17 protein-coding genes and 1 pseudogene are annotated in these 20,666 nt (G+C 34.6%); all 18 read right to left on the bottom strand.

Going from position 1 to position 20,666, the window contains the following annotated elements; translation table 11 throughout:
* Positions 1–124 precede the first annotated feature (124 nt).
* The 18 genes and pseudogenes from PYW44_RS02115 to PYW44_RS02030 all read right to left on the bottom strand — a co-directional run bounded on the left by PYW44_RS02115 (position 125) and on the right by PYW44_RS02030 (position 20,655).
* Entirely contained in the window at positions 125–610 is a 486-nt protein-coding gene (locus PYW44_RS02115) for a GNAT family N-acetyltransferase (protein WP_021338612.1), read from the bottom strand.
* Positions 611–774: 164 nt separating this feature from the next.
* A pseudogene (locus PYW44_RS02110) lies at positions 775–1,070 on the bottom strand (transposase); the annotation flags it as partial.
* Between the two features lie 91 nt (positions 1,071–1,161).
* Entirely contained in the window at positions 1,162–1,488 is a 327-nt protein-coding gene (locus PYW44_RS02105; RefSeq protein ID WP_021338614.1) for a thioredoxin family protein, read from the bottom strand.
* A gap of 164 nt (positions 1,489–1,652) precedes the next feature.
* A complete protein-coding gene (locus PYW44_RS02100) occupies positions 1,653–2,636 on the bottom strand; it encodes a D-cysteine desulfhydrase family protein (RefSeq protein WP_021338615.1) in 984 nt (327 codons plus the stop codon).
* A gap of 30 nt (positions 2,637–2,666) precedes the next feature.
* Positions 2,667–3,188: a VOC family protein gene (locus tag PYW44_RS02095; RefSeq protein ID WP_021338616.1), complete on the bottom strand. Its 522-nt coding sequence runs from the start codon at positions 3,186–3,188 to the stop codon at positions 2,667–2,669.
* A gap of 42 nt (positions 3,189–3,230) precedes the next feature.
* Positions 3,231–3,779 (bottom strand): GNAT family N-acetyltransferase, encoded by a 549-nt coding sequence (locus PYW44_RS02090; protein WP_021338617.1) that lies wholly within the window; start codon positions 3,777–3,779, stop codon positions 3,231–3,233.
* Positions 3,780–3,922: 143 nt separating this feature from the next.
* Positions 3,923–5,956, bottom strand: coding sequence for a glucose-specific PTS transporter subunit IIBC (gene ptsG, locus PYW44_RS02085; protein ID WP_021338618.1), 2,034 nt, complete (start codon positions 5,954–5,956; stop codon positions 3,923–3,925).
* A 227-nt stretch (positions 5,957–6,183) separates the two neighbouring features.
* Positions 6,184–7,578 (bottom strand): YfcC family protein, encoded by a 1,395-nt coding sequence (locus PYW44_RS02080; RefSeq protein ID WP_021338619.1) that lies wholly within the window; start codon positions 7,576–7,578, stop codon positions 6,184–6,186.
* A gap of 337 nt (positions 7,579–7,915) precedes the next feature.
* Entirely contained in the window at positions 7,916–10,090 is a 2,175-nt protein-coding gene (locus PYW44_RS02075) for a heavy metal translocating P-type ATPase (RefSeq protein WP_115075948.1), read from the bottom strand.
* On the bottom strand, positions 10,083–10,451 hold the full coding sequence (locus PYW44_RS02070) for an ArsR/SmtB family transcription factor (protein ID WP_115075947.1): 369 nt from the start codon (positions 10,449–10,451) through the stop codon (positions 10,083–10,085). Before PYW44_RS02070 ends, PYW44_RS02075 begins: the two co-directional genes overlap by 8 nt.
* Positions 10,452–10,757: 306 nt before the next feature.
* On the bottom strand, positions 10,758–12,500 hold the full coding sequence (locus PYW44_RS02065; RefSeq protein ID WP_002506655.1) for a pyruvate oxidase: 1,743 nt from the start codon (positions 12,498–12,500) through the stop codon (positions 10,758–10,760).
* Between the two features lie 91 nt (positions 12,501–12,591).
* Positions 12,592–13,278 carry an LrgB family protein gene (locus tag PYW44_RS02060; protein ID WP_115075946.1) on the bottom strand — a complete coding sequence of 229 codons (687 nt, stop codon included), beginning with the start codon at positions 13,276–13,278 and terminating at the stop codon, positions 12,592–12,594.
* Positions 13,279–13,665, bottom strand: coding sequence for a CidA/LrgA family protein (locus PYW44_RS02055; protein WP_021338622.1), 387 nt, complete (start codon positions 13,663–13,665; stop codon positions 13,279–13,281).
* A gap of 348 nt (positions 13,666–14,013) precedes the next feature.
* On the bottom strand, positions 14,014–14,889 hold the full coding sequence (gene cidR / locus PYW44_RS02050; protein ID WP_002506652.1) for a cidABC operon transcriptional activator CidR: 876 nt from the start codon (positions 14,887–14,889) through the stop codon (positions 14,014–14,016).
* 345 nt (positions 14,890–15,234) lie between these two features.
* Positions 15,235–16,707: a Na+/H+ antiporter NhaC gene (gene nhaC, locus PYW44_RS02045; RefSeq protein ID WP_021338623.1), complete on the bottom strand. Its 1,473-nt coding sequence runs from the start codon at positions 16,705–16,707 to the stop codon at positions 15,235–15,237.
* A gap of 292 nt (positions 16,708–16,999) precedes the next feature.
* On the bottom strand, positions 17,000–17,974 hold the full coding sequence (locus PYW44_RS02040; RefSeq protein WP_021339722.1) for an SMP-30/gluconolactonase/LRE family protein: 975 nt from the start codon (positions 17,972–17,974) through the stop codon (positions 17,000–17,002).
* A 246-nt stretch (positions 17,975–18,220) separates the two neighbouring features.
* Positions 18,221–19,501, bottom strand: a complete 1,281-nt coding sequence (locus tag PYW44_RS02035) for a hydroxymethylglutaryl-CoA reductase, degradative (protein ID WP_021339723.1) — start codon at positions 19,499–19,501, stop codon at positions 18,221–18,223.
* Complete coding sequence (locus PYW44_RS02030) at positions 19,501–20,655, bottom strand: thiolase family protein (protein WP_021339724.1); 1,155 nt, start codon at positions 20,653–20,655, stop codon at positions 19,501–19,503. The genes PYW44_RS02035 and PYW44_RS02030 overlap by 1 nt, the downstream gene beginning before the upstream one ends.
* Positions 20,656–20,666: the final 11 nt, after the last annotated feature.

The following is a 20,666-nucleotide window of genomic DNA, read 5'->3' as shown; positions in this document are numbered from 1 at the left end:
TTTTAGTAAAAGCAATTATTTATATTCAATATTTTAATTTTATGTATATATCGTTGATTTCTCAACCTTACCTTGTCTTTTCGCCTGACATCTACAACATGCGCGTAGCATTAGGAATAAAATCCTAATCCAATATCATTGCCATATAGAGTTCATCATAGTAATGTTCATCCATATAAATTGATTCACGCTTAATACCTTCGATTTTAAATCCTAATTTTTCGTAAAAATTTATAGCAGGTGTATTCGATGTGATCACATTTAATTCTAAGCGTCTTAACCCCTTGCGCTTTGCCCACCTAATTGTTTCATCAAACATTTTTGTTGATAAACCTTGCTGTTGCTTATTATTAACGAGTCCTGTCATAATATAACCAATATGTTTCACCTTAAATAATGTACTAATATGTACAGAAAGATATCCTAAGATTTCATTGTCCTCTGTTTTAACACCAATATAAAAATTACGCTTAATATCATCAATAAATACTTCTTTATCAAAGCTACGTTCATCTGGCAAATACAACATATATTGCGTTTCTTGGTCGATTTTCTTCATACAAGTATATAGTTCCTCTGCTTCATCAGGACAGATTCTTTCTATTCGCATATACATCCCCCTATTGTACTATTAATATTCTTTATCATACATTATTCATAAAAAATATGAAACTTTTTATCTAATTACTCACATTTTTATTTTAAACAATTTAATTATTTTGTGTTATTACAAGTATCAACAACACAAAGATGGACTCATTATCAATGCGTTTTTGTTCTATATGATGGCTTTTGATTTTGAGATAACCACATCATACGAATACTATCTGAAAGTGTAGCTTCAATTCTTCGTCCAGAAAATATAGATTGTGTATAGCATAAAGAATTACTTTCAATATCATTTTAGGGTGATAAGGTGATGCACTATTTAAGTGATTGAATTCGTAGAATTCTGTTTCTGGGATTGTTTCAACAATTTGATTAACTGCATGTGCGATATCATTGTTAGGAATCAAAATTTCAGTCTCCATTGGTAGTGTTAACTGAGTCATATTATAATTTTTATACATAAGACACCTCGTTTTAAAGTTATGTTAGAGTAACTTTAAAACGAGGTGTCTTATTTTTGTATTAATTTATATAATTGTACGCTACAATGCATTAATCTATACTTTGATACATCAAATTCAACTGATGTTCAAATCGTTGCATATCAATAAAGCGACCTTGTCTGTGCATTTCTTTTCCATCTAAATATATTAAATCTACTGGCACAGTAAATATCGATAGTTCACCAGCGATAGCTTCTAAATTACTTTGGTTTATAACCCCTAGTGACACATTAGGATATTCACCTACAAGTCCTTCTATTTGTGGTAACACTGCATGACAAACGCTACAATTGTCTCTCATTACATGTATAACCGCCAATTTATGATTGTTAACAAACGCGTGAAATGATTCTATCGTAGTCAATGTTCGCGTCATTTTTAAACACCATCCTCGTCACACAAATTGTATCTCATTATGAAACATTTTCAGATGAATAATCAACGTATTTGCTTCGAAAATACAATAACCCAATATTCTAAAATAGCTACTATCCTTTTAGCAATTGAACATATTATATTTTAAAATATAGCATACGACTATTATAGTGACTTGGTGTTTTTTAACAGTAATTGTTCGATACGCGTTCTTATCTCTTGCGTATAACCTTGTAAGCCACCTGTATGAATAAATAAAATGGATTGCTGATCATTATAATGACCTTGTTTTATTTCCTCAACAAGACCTCGAAAAGCTTTTCCAGTATATGTGGGATCTAATATTATTCCCTCTTGTTGCGCAATGTCGATATAAAACTGAAGTTCTTCATCCGTTGCTTGACCATATCCTAAACCAATATATTCGTCGTTGATTAAAATCGATTCAAACGAGGGCGTGTCCTTGTCTAAATCTTTAATAATCTCAATCACTTTATTTTTAAAGGTTTCAGCATTTTTGTTTACAGCATATCCAATGATTTGAGTCGCTAAATTATTACTCGTTTTGCCAAACCAAAGTCCAGCATATGTCCCACCAGAACCTACCGCTAAATTAATAGAATCAAACTGAACACCCATCGTGATTTCTTGGTTTAATATTTCTTCATAAGTATTAATATAACCATGAGCGCCTATCCAGTCAGATGCGCCAGCAGGTATTTTAAATGGCGTTTTGCCAGCTTCTTCTAATTCTCTATACCATATTTCCATCGTTTCTTCTCTTGAAGCGCTAGGTTCTATAAAATGTATATGAGCGCCTAACATCGTTGACAAAAACAAATTCCCTTCATAGTACTTCTTAGTTCCTCTCAATATTAAATGGCATTCTATATTGTATTGCGCGCAGACAGCAGCAGTTGCACGCGCATGATTAGATGTGATTGCTCCAGTTGTAATGACTGTATCATAACCGTTATCTAATACATACTGTATTGTATATTCTAATTTCCTTACCTTATTGCCTGAAATTTCGGTTCCTGTATAGTCATCTCTTTTAATATAGATGTCTTTACCTAATGACTGACTTAGTGTTTCTAATTTATGAATAGGTGTCTTTAAATTCGCGATATTTAATTTTCTTTGTAGCATCATCGATTCCCCTTAATTAAAGTATAATATTTATTTTTTAGGTATAAACACTTCAGCTTCACTGTCATTTGGATAATAATAACCATTAGGGATGGTCTGTAATTCAATTAAACTCCCCCATGGCGTGCGTATATATACGGTTTTATTATTTGCTGTATCTTCATATTTTGTATTACTGTGTGGTGCCGAAATCGGTTCGCCTCCTGCTTGTTTCACTCGATTAAAAGTTGTTTCAAAATCATCTACGTAAAATGAAATATGTGTAAAACCAATATCTTGTAATGATGCCGGACTTTGCTGAGTAGCATCTTTGAATTCAAACATTTCTATATTAGGTCCATTATGAAACACCATCATGCGTTTTTTTATAATTTTTGCTCCTTGTTCTATATCTAAGACATGTTCTACAAATGAACCTGATCGCGAATCATCAGCTTTGGTTTGACTATCATAGGCTATCTTGCCATCCAAAGCTTCTTTGAAAAATGTAGTTGCAACTTCAATATCTGGTACCGTCAATCCAATATGGTTTATCCCTCTTGTGATATCCATATCCATCCCCCTTTCAATTGCAGTTAAAGTGTTCAATTTATTCTAGTGGAACTGTTCTTTTAATAATATATAACGGTTCATATCTCTAAATATTTCTCCATCGAATACATCTTGATAATCTGTAGCAACAAAAGAAAAGCCAACTTTTTCAGCAACTTTATTGCTTGGTATATTTCGAACATCGGCTAAAATAGTCAATTTATTTAAGCTTAACGTTTCAAATGCATAATGGCACATATACTTCACGCACGTCGTTGTAATTTGCTTACCTGTATAATCTTCAGCAATCCAATAACCAATTTCTGCTTTGCGATTCTTCGTATCTATTTTATGTAAATCTATGGTACCTATAAGATCATCTTCATAATAAATAAGAAATAAACGACCTGTATTGTCTGCATGTTGTTGAATCATCATTGTCAAATATGCACTTTCGTCTTGTACTGTGACATCTTCTGTAATAAATTCTAGAAATGGTTCTAAGTGTGAAAAATTTTCTTTAATTGTTTGATATAATGCTTCAGCCATATTTGACTCTGGTGGCACAAGTGTTACTTTGGGCATCACTTGCATTGATGGTCTATAGTTCATAATTTCACCCTCATTTTTAATATAATCATAACTCCTATGATATTTATAATTTCAGAATATTTCAACATTTTATTTTGTAAAATAAAAAACAGTTCGAATTCTTATCAATTCGAACTGTTTGAGATGCTATATAATATGATTATTTAGTCTTGTTTAACTGTCATAATCAATTGTTGTGATTTCACTTCTGATACATCAGTTATTTCAAGTGTACGATTTTCTAAGTTTGTTAATATCAATGGTGTCACAATACTAGGTGCATTTGCTTTAATATAGTCTAAATCAACTTGCATTAGCTTTTGACCTTTTTTAATTGTGTCTCCTGTACTCACCATACTTTCAAAGCCAGAACCATCTAATTTAACAGTATCAATACCAATATGAATAAGTAATTCTATACCTTCATCTGACTCTATACCAATCGCATGTTTTGTAGGGAATATTGTTTTTACTGTACCGTCAAATGGTGCCACAATCTCTCCATCTTCAGGAACAAATCCTACACCATCACCCATCATTTTTTGAGCGAACACTTGGTCAGGTACTTCTGATAAAGGTATGATTTGACCTTTACCTGGTGAGTAAATTTCCACTTCATCCAAATCATCCATATGTGTAACTTTATTATCGTCTTCAACTGGTACTGTTGTTTCAGTTGGTTTTGTAATTTCACCTTTCATAATCATAGCCATATCATGCTTGATTTGATCGGATTTAGGACCGAATATTGCTTGCATATTATTACCTACTTCAAGCACGCCAGAAGCACCCAATTCTTTCAATCCAGCAACATCGACCTTACTCTTCTCTTTCACTTCAACACGTAGGCGTGTGATACAAGCATCAAGATGTTTAATATTCTCTTGGCCACCCATTGCATCTAATACTTCAAATGGTAATTCACTCGCTGTTGCTGTAGAAGCTTCAACTTGCTTGTCTTCACGACCAGGCGTTTTATAATTGAATTTTGTGATTAAGAATCGGAATACAAAGTAGTAAATTACTGCGTATACCAGTCCTACTGGAATCACAAGCCACCAATTTGTTTGGTTCGGTAACACGCCTAATAATACAAAGTCTATAAAACCACCTGAGAATGTATATCCTAAATGCACGTCTAATAGATACATAGTTAAGAACGCTAAACCATCCAGTATTGCATGAATAAAGAATAATAATGGCGCTACGAATAAGAATGAGAATTCTAATGGTTCCGTAATCCCTGTTAAGAACGAAGTTAAAGCTGCAGAACCCATCAAACCAGCCACAACTTTCTTACTTCCAGGTTTCGCTGTATGATAAATAGCCAAAGCTGCTGCAGGTAAGCCAAACATCATTACCGGGAATTCACCCTGCATAAATTTACCAGCTGTTAAATGACTTCCTTCACGAATTTGTTCTATAAAGATACGTTGGTCACCACGAATAATATCTCCTGCTGCGTTTGTCCATGAACCAAATTCAAACCAAAACGGTGCGTGGAAAATGTGATGTAAACCAAACGGTATTAATAAACGTTTGATAAAACCGAATAAGAATACAGATAAACCTGTATTGGCATCAAGTAACCCTTCACTAAATCCATTTAATCCTGTTTGAATTGTTGGCCATATTAAAGCCATCGGGAATGCTAATACAAAAGAAGTCAGTGCCATCATAATTGGCACAAAACGTTTACCAGCAAAGAACCCTAAATATGATGGTAATGAAATATTAAAGAATTTGTTATAACACCAAGCAGCAAGCGCCCCAATGATAATACCGCCAAACACCCCTGTTTGTAATGTTGGTATACCTAATACACTCGCATAACCACTCGCTGCATCATTTACATTATCTGGTGACACATGTAAAAATGCGCCCATCGTTTTATTCATAATGATATAGCCGACAAACGCAGCAATAGCTGCAACGCCGTCACCACCAGCTAACCCGATTGCAACACCCATCGCAAATATGATTGGCAAGTTATCGAATATAATACCACCTGCGCCAGCCATCATCTCACCGATACTTTGAATTCCTCCATTTTGTATAAATGGAAGGTATTGTTGTAAGGACTCCCCTTGAATTGCTGTCCCAATTGCTAGTAATAAACCAGCAGCTGGTAAAATTGCGACTGGTAACATTAACGCTTTACCAATACGTTGCAATTGTCCAAAAAACTTTTTAAACATACACAAAAACATCCCTTCTCTATCTTTTTCGCCAAAACGCACACAAAAAGGCATGAGCAAACAGACTATTCCTGATAGTCGCTTTGTTTGCTCATGCCTGCCTAACCAGTAACACGCAATATGACGATTTGTTTTAATTTAGTATATACTATTTCAAAAATTTATACAATATCCATTCGCATTCTATTTTTCAAAATGTTATAACTTCTTTTCACTATGATGTGCAATCAGTAGCCGATTATTAATGCAATAGACATCCCGATACTACAAATCACTACCCATATCACGATTAATTTCCACGCAAATTTCAGCCATTGTGTGTAAGTAATTTTCCCAACAGCTAACGCGCCCATGAGTATTGCCGACGTTGGGAATAAAACATTACTAATCGCATCTCCATATTGGAAGGCAAGCACAGTAACTTGTCTATTAATATTTAATAAGTCAGATATAGGTACCATTAAGGGCATTGTTGTTAATGCTTGGCCTGAACCTGATGGTATAAAGAAATTCAAGCAAAATTGTAATATAAACATTGCTATGATTACCATTGAAGAAGGTATATCTGCTAATAAAGTTGTCATGCCATATACAATTGTATCGATGACTTGACCATTCTCTAAAATCACAATAATACCTTTAGCAAAGCCGACAATCATTGCTCCAAATAGTATATCTTTCATACCTTCAATCATTGCATCGAAAGTGCCATTCATCCCTAGACCACCAATGAAACCTGCTAATAAACCTGCTAGTAAAAAGTTCGCACTCATTTCATTAAATGACCAACCATAAGTAAAAATACCATATACGTTTAATACAATCGCTGCAACGATTAAACCTAAACCTATTGCCTGTCTTTTTGTAAAGCGTGGTGTGGACATTTGGGTTTCTAGATTACTTTCTGCTTCTTCCAATTCATAAACAAGACTTTTAGTTTTATCCTTCTTAACTTTTCGAGCATAAAGCATTACTGTCATTATCGCGGCGCTTAAAATAAACAGATAGATGATTGTCCGTAGCCCCCAACCTGAAAACATGGGTAATTCAGCTACAGATTGCGCTACACCGACTGTAAATGGATTGAGCATACCACCTATAAATCCACTAGCTGCCCCAAGTATTACCATAGCAGCACCTGTAAGCGCATCATAGCCTAATGTTCGGGCAATAATGATACCAATTGGCACGAAAATAATCGTTTCTTCTGCTAGTCCAATAGAAAATCCTAGAATAGAAAAGATAGTCATTGTTAAAGGAATCATAAGCCCTTTATACGTTCCTAATGCTTGCATCGCTTTATTGACACCATTTTCAAATGCACCCGTCTTATGTACGATACCGAAGGCGCCACCTACTAAAAAGATGTAAAATACAATTTCTCCACCACTAATTAATCCTTCAGGTATCGCACGAAATATATCGAAAAATGATACACCATGCTGTTCTACTTCTTGATAAGATCCTGAAACAACTAGAGTTTGTCCATCTTTTTTCTCACGTGCAAACTCCCCCGCCGGAATTATGTATGTAAGTAAGCTTGAAAAAGCAATTATTATTAATAATAATGCATATGTATGTGGTGTTTTAAAACGATTTGATTTAAAAAATGATTTAAACATCACGTTCTTCCTTTCTTCTCTCAAACTTGCATTCGTCGCTATTTGCTATTTATATACTTATATAGCCTATTTTATGCGAAATAAGCACTCATGTTAATTTTTTATACAAAGCTCCTAATATATAGACTAGTAACAGAGAACAGTGTACTCACTTCTATTCATATTTTACGCTGTAATTGTATACAAAAAAGCTTAATCTCTCAATATCAATTTTGAGAAATTAAACTTTTAACTTATATTCTGGAAGAAGGACGTTTCAGCCAAGAATTGTGCTTTCTCGAAACTGTTCGATAATACTCGCTTTTATTGTTTGACGAAAAAATTATCTATTTAAATGTTACTCATCTTCTTTAACTCGCATTAGTCTCATACCATTCAATGCCACAAGTAGCGTTGCACCCATATCTGAAAGTATCGCGATCCAAAGTGTTAACCATCCTGGAATAACTAAAAGCAATGCAATAATTTTTATTATTATTGCAAAAGTAATATTCGCTTTTATGATATTCAGCGTTTTACGGCTCAGTTTAATCGTAAATGGCAGCTTATTCAAATCATCTCCCATCAATACTACATCTGCCGTCTCAAGTGCTACATCCGTGCTTGCTCCGCCCATAGCGACACCGACTGTCGAAGCTGCTAAAGCTGGCGCATCATTGACACCATCTCCAACCATAGCCACGCGTTTATATTTGGATTTTAATTGTTTAATCACTTTAAGTTTATCTTCAGGTAGAAGTTCTGCTTTTATATCTGTAACACCAACTTGATTACCAATCGCCCCCGCAGTATTCTGGTTATCACCTGTTAACATGACAGTGTTTTCAATACTTACCTGATGTAGTTTGTGCAGTGCTTGTTGGCTCGTTTCTCGCACTTCATCAGCAACAGCAATTATGGCTTCAACACCTTTATCCGTTCCTGCTAGCATCACTGTTTTACCTTGCTCTTGAAGAGAAGAAATTAAATTTCTAAGTTTATTTTCAGAGTTATTTGCAGTTAATAACTCTGAAAACATTTTTGAATTCCCAACGTAAGTCATACGACCATCTATTCTACCTTTTATACCTTTACCTGTAATAGAAGAAAAATCTTCTACAATAAGATCTGAATAAGATATGTGTTCAGCATTCGCTTTACTCATAATTGCAGAAGCCAATGGATGTTGGGATCGATATTCTAATGCAGTAATAATGGACATTATTTCACGTTCATCCACTCGATTATTGATAACTTTGAAATCAGTCACGACTGGAACGCCTCTAGTCAAAGTGCCTGTTTTATCAAATGCAATTGCTTTCAGTGCTCCGATTTCTTCTAAGTAAATACCACCTTTGACAAGTACACCTTTCTTCGCAGCATTACCTATTGCCGATACTATGGCTATTGGTGTAGAAATAACAAGGGCACACGGGCATCCAACCACAAGAACTGCAAGCCCTTGATATACCCATTTATCCCAACTTGCTTCAAAGAATAGTGGTGGCAATAAAGCAACCATTGCCGCAATCATTATGATCACAGGTGTATAGTATTTTGCAAATTTATCTACAAATGCTTGTGACGGTGCACGTTCTGCTTGTGCTTCCTCCACGAGATGTATAATTTTGGATATTGTGGTATCTTCAACTCGTTTTGTAATTTTTACTTCTAGAAATCCTTCTTCATTTAGTGTGCCTGCATACACATCATCATCTTTATACTTTTCAACTGGGACAGATTCACCAGTGATTGCTGCTTGATTAATTGATGAGTAGCCATCAATTATAATACCGTCCATCGCAATTTTTTGACCTGGTTTTACAATCATAACATCCCCAACGACAATATCATCAACATGTACAGTCATTTCTTGGTTATCACGTTTGATTAAAGCCTTATTCGGGGCAACATCCATCAATGAAGTAATCGATGCTCTGGCTCGATCCATGGAGAATCGCTCTAATGATTCGCTAATCGAAAATAGAATCACCACAACTGATACCTCTGCCCATTCACCGATAATGACACCACCTATAACAGCAATTGTCATCAATGTTCTCATATCGAACTCTAATTGAATCAAATTCTTGAGACCAGTTGTTATCATGGAAGCGCCGCCGACAATCATTGATGTAATAAATAAAAGCGCCGTTATAATATTTTCATTTCCATTAATAAACATAGAAATAAAACCCAGCGACATAAATAATGCCGAATAGATTAATATACTATGTTTCTTATAAAACGGAATGTTTTCTTTTTGTTCATCTTTTGAATCCGAAGTTGTACGTGTTGTTGTTTTTGGTATTACTTTTAAATTTTCAAATGCACCGGCTTTTTCCAATTCTTCAATACTTGCTTCACCCTGCACAGAGATTTGAGAGGCACCAAAATTAACACTTGCATCGTGTACATTAGGCAGTTTTTTAACATTATTTTCAAACTTCCCTGCGCAATTGGCACATGAAAAACCCTGTACTCGATATGTACTACTTTCTTTATTTGTTACTTTGTCTTGCTGCTCAGACATTAGCGCTCACTTCTTTCCTATGCGTTAATTCCATCATCATAATCTGCTTGATATGTTCATCATCCAGCGAATAGAAAGCCATTTTCCCTTCTTTTCTAAACTTGAGTATCCCTTGTTTATTAAGCGTACGAAGATGATGAGAGGCATTTGCGATCGTCACACCAATGATATTTGAGATATCGCATACACATAATTCTTCTTCCTGACATAAAGCATAAGTAATTTTAGCTCTATTTTCGTCTGCGATTGCTTTCAAAAGTTGAGAAACACCGGAAATATCTATATTTTGTAAATCATGCTGTACTTTATTAACCTTTTTTTCGTCATAACAGAAAACTTCACACGTTTCATTTTTATTCATATCCTCCAACCTCTCATTAAAGTATATATTTGAATATCATTATACATTTAACTCAATAGTCATTCAAGTGTCCACTTTAATGTATAAGGATATGTAACGCTAAAATTTTATGTAACATACTAAGTAAAAAATGGCAGTAATTTGTGCCGACTCCTGCGGGAAAAGCACTAGCCGAAGACTACAGGCTGAGGCTGTGCCCGCGGAAAGCGTGCACAAAAAAAGTGCCAACAAAGTCGGAGACTTTGTCGACACTCTGAAAGCTACCAAGCATAAAATAGTTTGGTAGCTTTAAATTAAAATATAAGTTTAGAAGAAACGTTTTACCGCCGTTGACATTGGAGGTAACTCCTCTAGGTCTAATTTTCCATCTTCAGTAATTGATCTAAATGCCCATTTACCATAATTCATTGCTTCATCCATCACAATCTTGCCTGGTAATGGTGCTGCAGTTTCATCAACGTACACGTTGACAATTGTTGGACGGTCTTGCGACATTGCATCTTCAACTACTTCGTCAATTCTATTTGGGTCAGTTAATGTGTAACCAACGCCACCACAACTTTCAGCAAATTTTGCGTAATCAATATCAGTGAAATTAATTGCATATTCTAATTCACCAGCTGCTTGTTGTTCGTATTTAATAAATGAAAGTTGTTGATTATTTAACACAAAGAACGTCATTGGTAAGTCATATTGTACTGCTGTTGCAAAGTCTTGCATTACCATTTGGAATGCACCATCACCAGCAATACCGACAACTTGACGATTAGGGTATGCTGTTTTAGCAGCAATGGCACCTGGCAATGCACAACCCATTGTACCTAACCAACTAGATACAATAAATTTATTGTTAACTGTTAAATTTAAATAACGTGTTGACCATACTGTTGATGTACCTACATCAATAGAAAAGATTGCATCGTCTGTTCTTACTTGGTTAATTGCATCCATTAGACGTTCTGGTCTAATGGGTTTACTGTTATCTTCTAAATCTTTTGCCATCCATGCATCCCAAGTTGCTTTTCTTTCTAATGTTTTCGTTAAGAAATCACGTTCTGATACATGTTTTACTGAATCTGTTAATTGTAGCAATGATAATTTACTGTCACCAACAATACCCACATTCACATCAAAACGGTGGCCAATATTTTCAGCATTGTTATCAATTTGAATTGCTTTAATATTTTTCTTAGGTAAATAATCCACATAAGGATAATTCGTACCTATCATGATTAATAGGTCGGCATCTTGTATTGTTTGGTAAGATGTTTTCGTTCCGATTTTACCTAGATTACCAATATTATAAGGATGCGCATCCGCTAATAAACCTTTCGCAGGTAGCGTGATAATTGAAGGTATTTTCACCGCTTCAATAAATTGAAGTAGTTCATCTTTGGCATGCTTAGCACCCATACCGACAAGTACTACCGGACGTTTACTTTTATTGATAAGCTTAGTTGCTTTTTTAATACTACGTGGTTTTGGTGTTACACGTGCTGGTGGTGCAGTGTCCACTTTTGTATTTGTTGTATCTTTAACTTTATTTGTTAATAAGTTATTCGGTAAGATTAATACGGCTACACCTTTTTTCTCATATGCAGTACGAATCGCTTCATTGACAATACCAAATATATCTTTGTCATTTTCAGATATTTGACGGTTATAGACTGACACGTCATCAACTAATTTGCTAATATCTGTTTCTTGGAATGCTTTCGTACCTAAAGCTGTACTATCTGTTTGACCAGCTAAAATAAGTTGAGGTACATTGTCCATTTTCGCATCATACATACCGTTAAGTAAGTGAATTACACCAGGTCCACCAATACTTAAAGCTACTCCAATTTTGCCAGTCACTTTCGTATAACTTGAAGCAGTTAGACTTGCAACTTCTTCGTGTCTAACATTAACAAATTTAATATTATTTCTAACTGTTCTTAAACTATCTACGACTGCATCTATAGAATCTCCTGGAATACCATATAAATGATCAATATCCCATGCTTGCAACGCTTTTACTAATGCTTCATTTGCTTTAATTTTTGCCATTTTTAAAATAGCTCCTTTCAAATTTCAATCATTTTAAATCGTTGATTCTTCTGATGTTGTTTGCAGTAAAATATCTAGTTCGTTTTAAAACTTAATATAATAAGAGGACGAGTATCGGTAATACAATAGAACTTAAAACGGCTGTTAAAATCATACCGATAGAACTAAAAGCCCCCGACTCACCATCTATTTCAAATGCTTGTGCCGTACCGAATGCATGAGATGCATTACCGTACGTTAAACCTTTTGCAATAGCGGTCTTAAATCTTCCCACTTTTAATAAATAAGACCCTAATATACTACCAATTAACCCTGTCGCGACGATAAACATAACAGTAATCGTATCTACCCCGCCCAGTTGATTTGAAACTTCTATACCAACTGCGGCAGTCATAGAGCGTGGTAACATCGTCATAATAATTTCTCTTGAATAACCTAATATTTTCAATAAGCAAAATATAAACACAAAGTTTAATATCACTGCTGAGAAGACACTACTGAATATGATATTGGCATGTTTTAATATTTTATGACGGTTCTGATATAACGGAAAAGCTAAACAAACCACCGTACAGTTTAATAGATAATTAATCCATTGACCGCCAACCATATAACCTTGATAATCTACATTAAATAGAAGCAAGATCGTAATAATACCAATAGAAGATATGAGTGCTGGATTTAAAAACGGGTTTTTAAATTTTTGCTGTAATTTTTTAGCTCCAGCATACATAACAATTGTTAAGACAATCATTATCAAAGCATTTAAAAGTGTCATCTAATCTTCTCCATTCCCATATTCCGTAGTTCTAACCATTTTCTCCGCTATAAACCCTGAAATTAAAGCAACACAGCAAGTTCCTAAAATAATCATTGCGAAGAATAAAATGAAATTTAAATTAATCTCAGATACGACATCCATGACCCCTACAACGGAAGGTACAAAGAAAAATACCATAGTTGTTAAGAAAAAATTCGAACCTTTACTAACCCATTGTGATGGGATAATTTTAAATTGTAGTAAGAGAAAAAATAAGATTAAGCCTACGATGCTTCCTGCAATTGGAATGTGCAGAACACTTTGCAAGACATTTCCAGCATACGTAATAGCCATAATCATTAATATTTGAAATAAAACTCTAACTACCTTTAGTGACATCTGCATTTTTATCATCCCTTTATCGTCATTTTTATTTGGTGTTTTATTGATTACATATACTAGTATAAGCCCGTACGTAATATAATAAAAATATTGATTATCAATGACACCTATTACTTTTTTTCATGTAAGCGATTGAATACATTATATTTCATTATATTAAACAATAATAATGAAACTTTAAATACTCATGCTTTTCATTCAACAGCCCCTGCTATTTCGGCACTTACATGACTTTACATTTGATTATTTATGCTGTTGCAAACAAAAAAGAGAGCAGAAAGAAATCAAAACTTGATTTCTTCCTGCTCTCATAAGACTGACTAAAGTCATAACCAACCTATATAGGTATTTTTATAACCTTTGTTTCATAAATTCAATCCACTTTTTAGTCGCATGACTTAAATATTTTTCCTTTTTCCATATAACGCCTAACTCCCAACGCATTGCTGGGTCATCAATTTTTATACTTTTAAAATTACCATCAAGTAAATTCACAATATTCTCTGGTAAGATACTCACACCAAGATGTGCGCTTAATAAATTTTCAATAAAGTTCCACTGAGAAATTTTAGAAATTGTATTTGGCACAAATCCTGAATTTTTAGCCGCTTCAATAATTTTGTCATTTAAATAGAAATCTTCATTAAATAGTATAAAGTCCTCTTCTTTTAACATACTCATGTTTATTTGTTCATAATTCGCTAATCTATGCTCTTTATTCAATACGAGTCTCAATTCTTCCTCATATAATAACACAGAGTGAAAAATGGACTGATCCACTGGAATTGTGGTAATACCAATATCAATCTCATCTTTAATTAACTGAGTCTCAATCATCTTCCCACCATTTTCCACTAAATTGTATGTAACATTTGGGTATTTTTGATGAAACTCACCAAGTATATGAATAAACTTATTCATGTTCATCACTGCAGACAAACCTATACTGATATGACCTGTTTCTAAACCAAGTAGACTATTAACCTCTCTAGGCAAATCATTATAGAGCGTTAAAATTTCTTTGCTTTTCTGATAAAACACCCTACCAGCATCAGTCAATGCAAGTTGTCGTTTACTGCGGTCGAAAAGTGTCATGTTCAATTCTTTTTCTAAATCTTTTATCGCTTTACTAATCGTTGGCTGAGCAATATATAAAGATTTGGAAGCATTTGTCATACTATTTTGATTTACAACTTCAACAAAGTACTTCATCTGTTTAATATCCATGCACGTACTCCTCTACTTGAAACATAATTAATACTTTCAAGTATACGTTTAAATTTTAATTTTTCAATATCAACTCATTACAAAAACATTAATACACAGACCATTGTTATTTTTAAATAACTATCACAAACGAACAAATCAACGTGAAAAATGCACTCCTAAAAAATTGAAACTAAATTCAACTTTGGAGCGCATTTATTTTTCAATATATTCGGACAATTTTAATTAATCAGAAATATATGTTTATACACTTAATTCATATTATATTGTTTAGCTTACTAACCTTGAATTAAATACAACTGTTACAAATCAACGTGTTGACTGCTTTTAAATCAAATTGCTGCATTATGTTAGGTTCGCCTCTTCTTCTTCTTTTCTATTTTGTTCAATTTCTTCTTTACTTAATCCTATAATTTTAAAACCAATATACCCAAATATAATAGATATGACTGGTACTGTATAATTTAAAATTGCATAAGGCGCATATTCTATAACAGACACACCTAATGTCGAAGCAATAAATACACCACAAGTATTCCATGGTACAAACACAGACGTTAACGTACCGCCATCTTCTAAAGCTCTGGATAAGTTTTTAGCATGTAAATTTTTCTTTTTAAATGCCCCTGCGTACATTCTGGATGGGACAATAATTGATATGTATTGTTCCGAACATGTAAAGTTTGTACCAATACATGACACTATAACAGATGCAATTAATGATCCAGTAGATTTAGCAAATTTTAAAATAACCGAAATTAATGCAGTTAACATGCCTGAATATTCAAGCACACCGCCAAATGTCATTGCGACAAGTGTAAGTGAAATCGTATAGAACATTGATTCTAATCCACCACGGTTAAATAATTCATCAACGAGTTCATTACCAGATTCAATCGTGTAACCTGTTTGTAATGCTGTTAATCCATCTACAATCGAGTCACCTTGTATAAACAGTTGCGCGAAGAACCCTAATATAATACCTACGCAAATCGCTGGTATTGCTGGTACTTTGACTACTACAAGTGCGATGACTGCCAATGGTACTATGAGCAACCACGGTGTAATCACAAAACTATCTTGCATCGTAGTCAGTATTTCATCTATATTTTTGGTGTCAAAGTTTTTATCACCAAAACGTATACCTATAAAGAAAAATGCAACTAGTGATATCACCAAAGCTGGTATCGTTGTAAAAAACATGTGTTGAATATGTTCAAATAAATTAACACCAGACAAACCAGAAGCTAAATTTGTCGTATCAGATAATGGACTCATTTTATCACCAAAGTAAGATCCACAGATGACTGCGCCTGCAACCATACCTGGCGAAATACCCATGCTCAGGCCAATACCCATAGATGCTACACCTACTGTCGCCATTGTAGACCAACTACTACCTATAGCTAATGCCACAATACCACATAGCACAATTACTACGACTAAAAAGTATCTTGGGTCGATTAATTGCAGTCCGTAATAAATCATAGTAGCTACTACACCACTACCTATCCATGAACCAATTACTAAACCTACGAGAATAATGATTACTATAGCCGGTAATGCATGTCGAATCCCCTTATACATCATTTCCTCTACTTCGCTAAATGCGTATCCATGTAACATGGTTATAATAATCGCAACTGCCGTACCAATCATTAATGGTATATGAGGCTCTTTCTCAAGCACCGCTACCGTTAATAACATTGAAGTTATCATAATGATTAAAGTAATTAAAGCAGATGTAAGTCCTAATTCTTTCTTTGTTCTAATCTTTTCGCCATTATTTTTAGATTTCTTATTAAAAATAGTAGGCACCTCCCCTTTGTTATTTTATATCATACTTAACTTTTTATGCGCTTTCAACAGCGTATTTATTATTTAAAGGTAGTTATTATCACATTTGTAGTTATTTTACATCATTCAAACCACTTTTTTTATACAGATAGGCCACTATTTTTTACAACTCGCTTTTTTAAAACAACAAGTCACATCATATTCCTCCAATCTTTATTAAAGGGAATGACTATGTATTAAAAACATTAATATAGAAAAAATGTAACTCCGAGTCGAAGTTACATTTTTTCTATATCTGTTTATTCAATTAAATTTAATAAAATTGGTAACTCTGATGTCCCTTGGCAAAACCTTTAGCAGTAAATAACCAAGAGTCCCCACCCATTTCTATATCGTTCGCACTAATAATTAATTGATCTGTACCAGGAATAAAGGCAGGATGCGTTGATCTCAACATATGCCCTTGGTCACGCCCTGGTATCAAGATTTGACCTATTGGATAACCTTTTTTATTAAAAACAAGTACTCTTCCTTGACCATACATTGCAACATAAAGGTTGTCATCGCTATCAATGCAACAAGAGTCTGGACCTTCATGTCCTGTGAAGTGATAAGGAATAGAGGCTCCAAATGGCGCAATCGTAACACCATCATCCAATAAATCTATGCGATGTAATCGATTTGCATTTGTCTCTGTAACCCACAATGTTTTTTCATCAGTACTTAAGGCCACACCATTGGCCACAGCAAGATTCTGAATGACAGGTGTGATCGTTTTATAATCTGGTGACACATAGTAAACGCCACCTTTAGGATTTGTAGAATAACCACGGAAATCTGTAAAATAAAATCCACCTTTACTATCAAATACTAAATCGTCAACACAATATTCAGTATCAATATCTGAAACAATTGGAACTTCTTGTTCACCTTCTGAATTTACTGCAAAGATACCTCCTGAGCTTTCAAAATCCCCCAAATAACAAACAAAAAGTCTTCCATCTTTATGTATTTTAACTGCTGCTGGATTTTGTTTTTGTGATTGAAATAGTGTTGTCACTTTTTTCTCTGGCAGGTCTACGTGAAAGATTGTACCTCCAAATACTTCACATAAAAGTAGATTCCCATCTTTATCAAAGCATAGCCCTTCAAGTTGTAAACCTTCATCAGAGATTTTTAGCCATTGTTCTGCCGTAACCGTTTGGATATCCGCTTCATGTGAAAGTATTGGCACAGCTGTACTTGCATTCCCTTTATATGATAATGCCGGAATGTTGTTGTTTTCCATTATTCATACCCCTTTTCTACTTTTTCTTATATAACAAGTATATGATAGTATTTTCTTAAAATAAAATCATAACCATAGCATTGGATAATAGAAATAGCGTTTTAACAATTTAACCAGAGATATTTATTTCTCTTCAAACTAAGCACGCTAAAGGGGAGTGGACATTATCGTGTCTCACTCCCCTAATACATCCACCTATGATTCAATTATACCTTTCACATTGAAGGTACTTTATATATACTAATTCTATTTGTTCTCTCTTAATTGATCTAGCAATTGTTGTGCTGTAGCTGTATTGGCTCTTGGCTCATCTTTCAACATATCTGCGATTTGTGCGATTTCTTTACCTTCTGCACCCACAACAATGGCTAACGATTTATACTGTAAGCTCATATGTCCTTTTTGGATACCTTCTGATACTAATGCTCGACAAGCAGCAAAGTTTTGTGCCAAGCCAACAGCAGCAACTACATGTCCAAGTTGTTCAGCGGAATCTACTTTCATTAAATCTAGCGCTGTTTTAGCAATTGGTAACACTTTTGTACCGCCACCGACTGTCGCTAATGTCATAGGAACTTCAATCGTCCCAACTAATGTCTGACGTTGCTCATCATAATGCCATGTTGCTAAGCCACGATACTGTCCATCTTTACTTGCATATGCATGTGCGGTTGCTTCAACACCACGTGTGTCATTACCTGTTGCTAAGACAACAGCGTGGATACCATTCATTACACCTTTATTATGTGTCGCTGCACGGTGAATATCTACTTGTGCTAATACAGAAGCACGTTCCATACGTTTCGCTACTTCTTGTCCATTGCGGCCATCTTTGGATAAAGCAGAAACTTCTATTTCACCTTGTACTTTAACTACAGACGCTGTCGCATGGTTAGATAAAATACTCATTAAAATATCAATATTGTCTAATTCATTTTTCAAATAAGCTGTAATACCTTCTAAAATTGTATTCAGCATGTTCGCACCCATAGCATCTTTTGTATCTACAAATACTTTTAATGACAATAAGCCTTCCGCTGAAAACGTATCAATTTCTATGCGGCGGTAGCCCCCGTCTCTTTCTAAAATTGAAGGATATACTTCATCAGCAATTTGTTTAATTTGTGATTCCAACTGATTAATTTTTTGTGCAAGTGCCTGTGTATCATTTACGCCATCAAATACAATTTGGCCAATCATTAAACGTTCACTAGATACCACTTTGAAACCACCAGTTTGATTGACAAGTTTAGCACCATAGCTTGCAGCTGCAACAACTGAAGGTTCTTCTACCATCATTGGCACGACAAATGGTTTTTGATCAACAATAATTTCAGGTAGTAATCCTACAGGTAAAGAACCTTGACCAATTACATTTTCAATCAAACTATTCGCAATCTCTTCAGGAATAAGCGGGTTATTTAGCAATACCGCTTTATTTTCATTGCTCAACCAGCCTTTTTGAACAAGTTGCTCTAATTTCTCTTCACGAGATAAATGACGAAATGACTTATCTAATGCTTCCATTATTTATGCCCCTTTTCAATTTCTAGTGCTATACCTAAGCCGCCGCCAATACAAGCCGTAGCGATACCACTTTGTTTATCCTCTTGTGACAATACATTCACAAGTGTCGTTACTAAGCGTGTACCAGTTGCACCGATTGGGTGACCTAGCGCAATCGCACCACCATATAAATTGAGTTTCTCTTCAGCTATGCCTAAATTATCTCGAACAGGGATACTTTGTGATGCAAATGCTTCAGTCATTTCAACTACATCTATGTCATCAATATGTTTACCTGTCTTATCTAATAATTTCGTAACTGCATGATATGGTGCATATCCCATATAATCAGGGTCACAACCTATTTCAGCGTGTTCTCCTAGAAGCGCTAAAATTTCATAGCCTTGTTCTTTTGCATAAGCTGCGTCCATTAAGATAATAGTTGAACCACCATCATTAATACTAGATGCATTACCACCAGTAACTGTGCCATTTTCCTTAAAAATTGTTTTTAAAGTTGCAAGCTTTTCTATACTCGTATTGCCACGTATACCTTCATCACTTGTCATCCATTCGCCATTTACGTCTTTTAAAGGTACAATTTCATTATCAAATTTGCCCGCTTCAGTCGCTTGATGTGCTTTTTGATGAGAATCATTTGCAAATTTATCTTGTTGCTCGCGTGTCACATCGTATTTTTCAGCAATTTTTTCTGCTGTGATGCCCATTGGCACATTTGAAAAAGCATCTGTTAAACCGTCATGCATAAAGCTTTGAACAGGTGATTCTCCTTCTTTCAAAATAAGTTGTGGTGCGTTCGTCATACTTTCTACGCCACCAACTGCAACTACTTTCGCTTCTCCCAATTGGATTGCTTGTTTACCGAGAATAATTGATTTTAATCCTGAACCACAAACTTCATTAATCGTCATAGCTGGCGTCGTATTCGGTACACCTGCATTGATACTAATTTGACGCGCTGGGTTTTGTCCGCTTCCACTTTGTAACACATTGCCATAAATGACTTGATCTATTGTATTTGGGTCTAATTTAATTGCTTCTATTGCTGCTTTTAATGTTTTCTTTCCAAGTTCAACTGCTGAATAATTACTTAATTTCCCTTTAAATCTTCCAATTGGTGTACGTTTTGCACTTACGATTGCTATTTTATTCATTTTCAATCTCC

It is taken from the genome of Staphylococcus equorum, assembly GCF_029024965.1.
GTDB lineage: Bacteria > Bacillota > Bacilli > Staphylococcales > Staphylococcaceae > Staphylococcus > Staphylococcus equorum.
The sequence above is the reverse complement of the archived record's forward strand: the minus strand, read 5'-3'. Positions and strand labels throughout refer to the sequence as shown.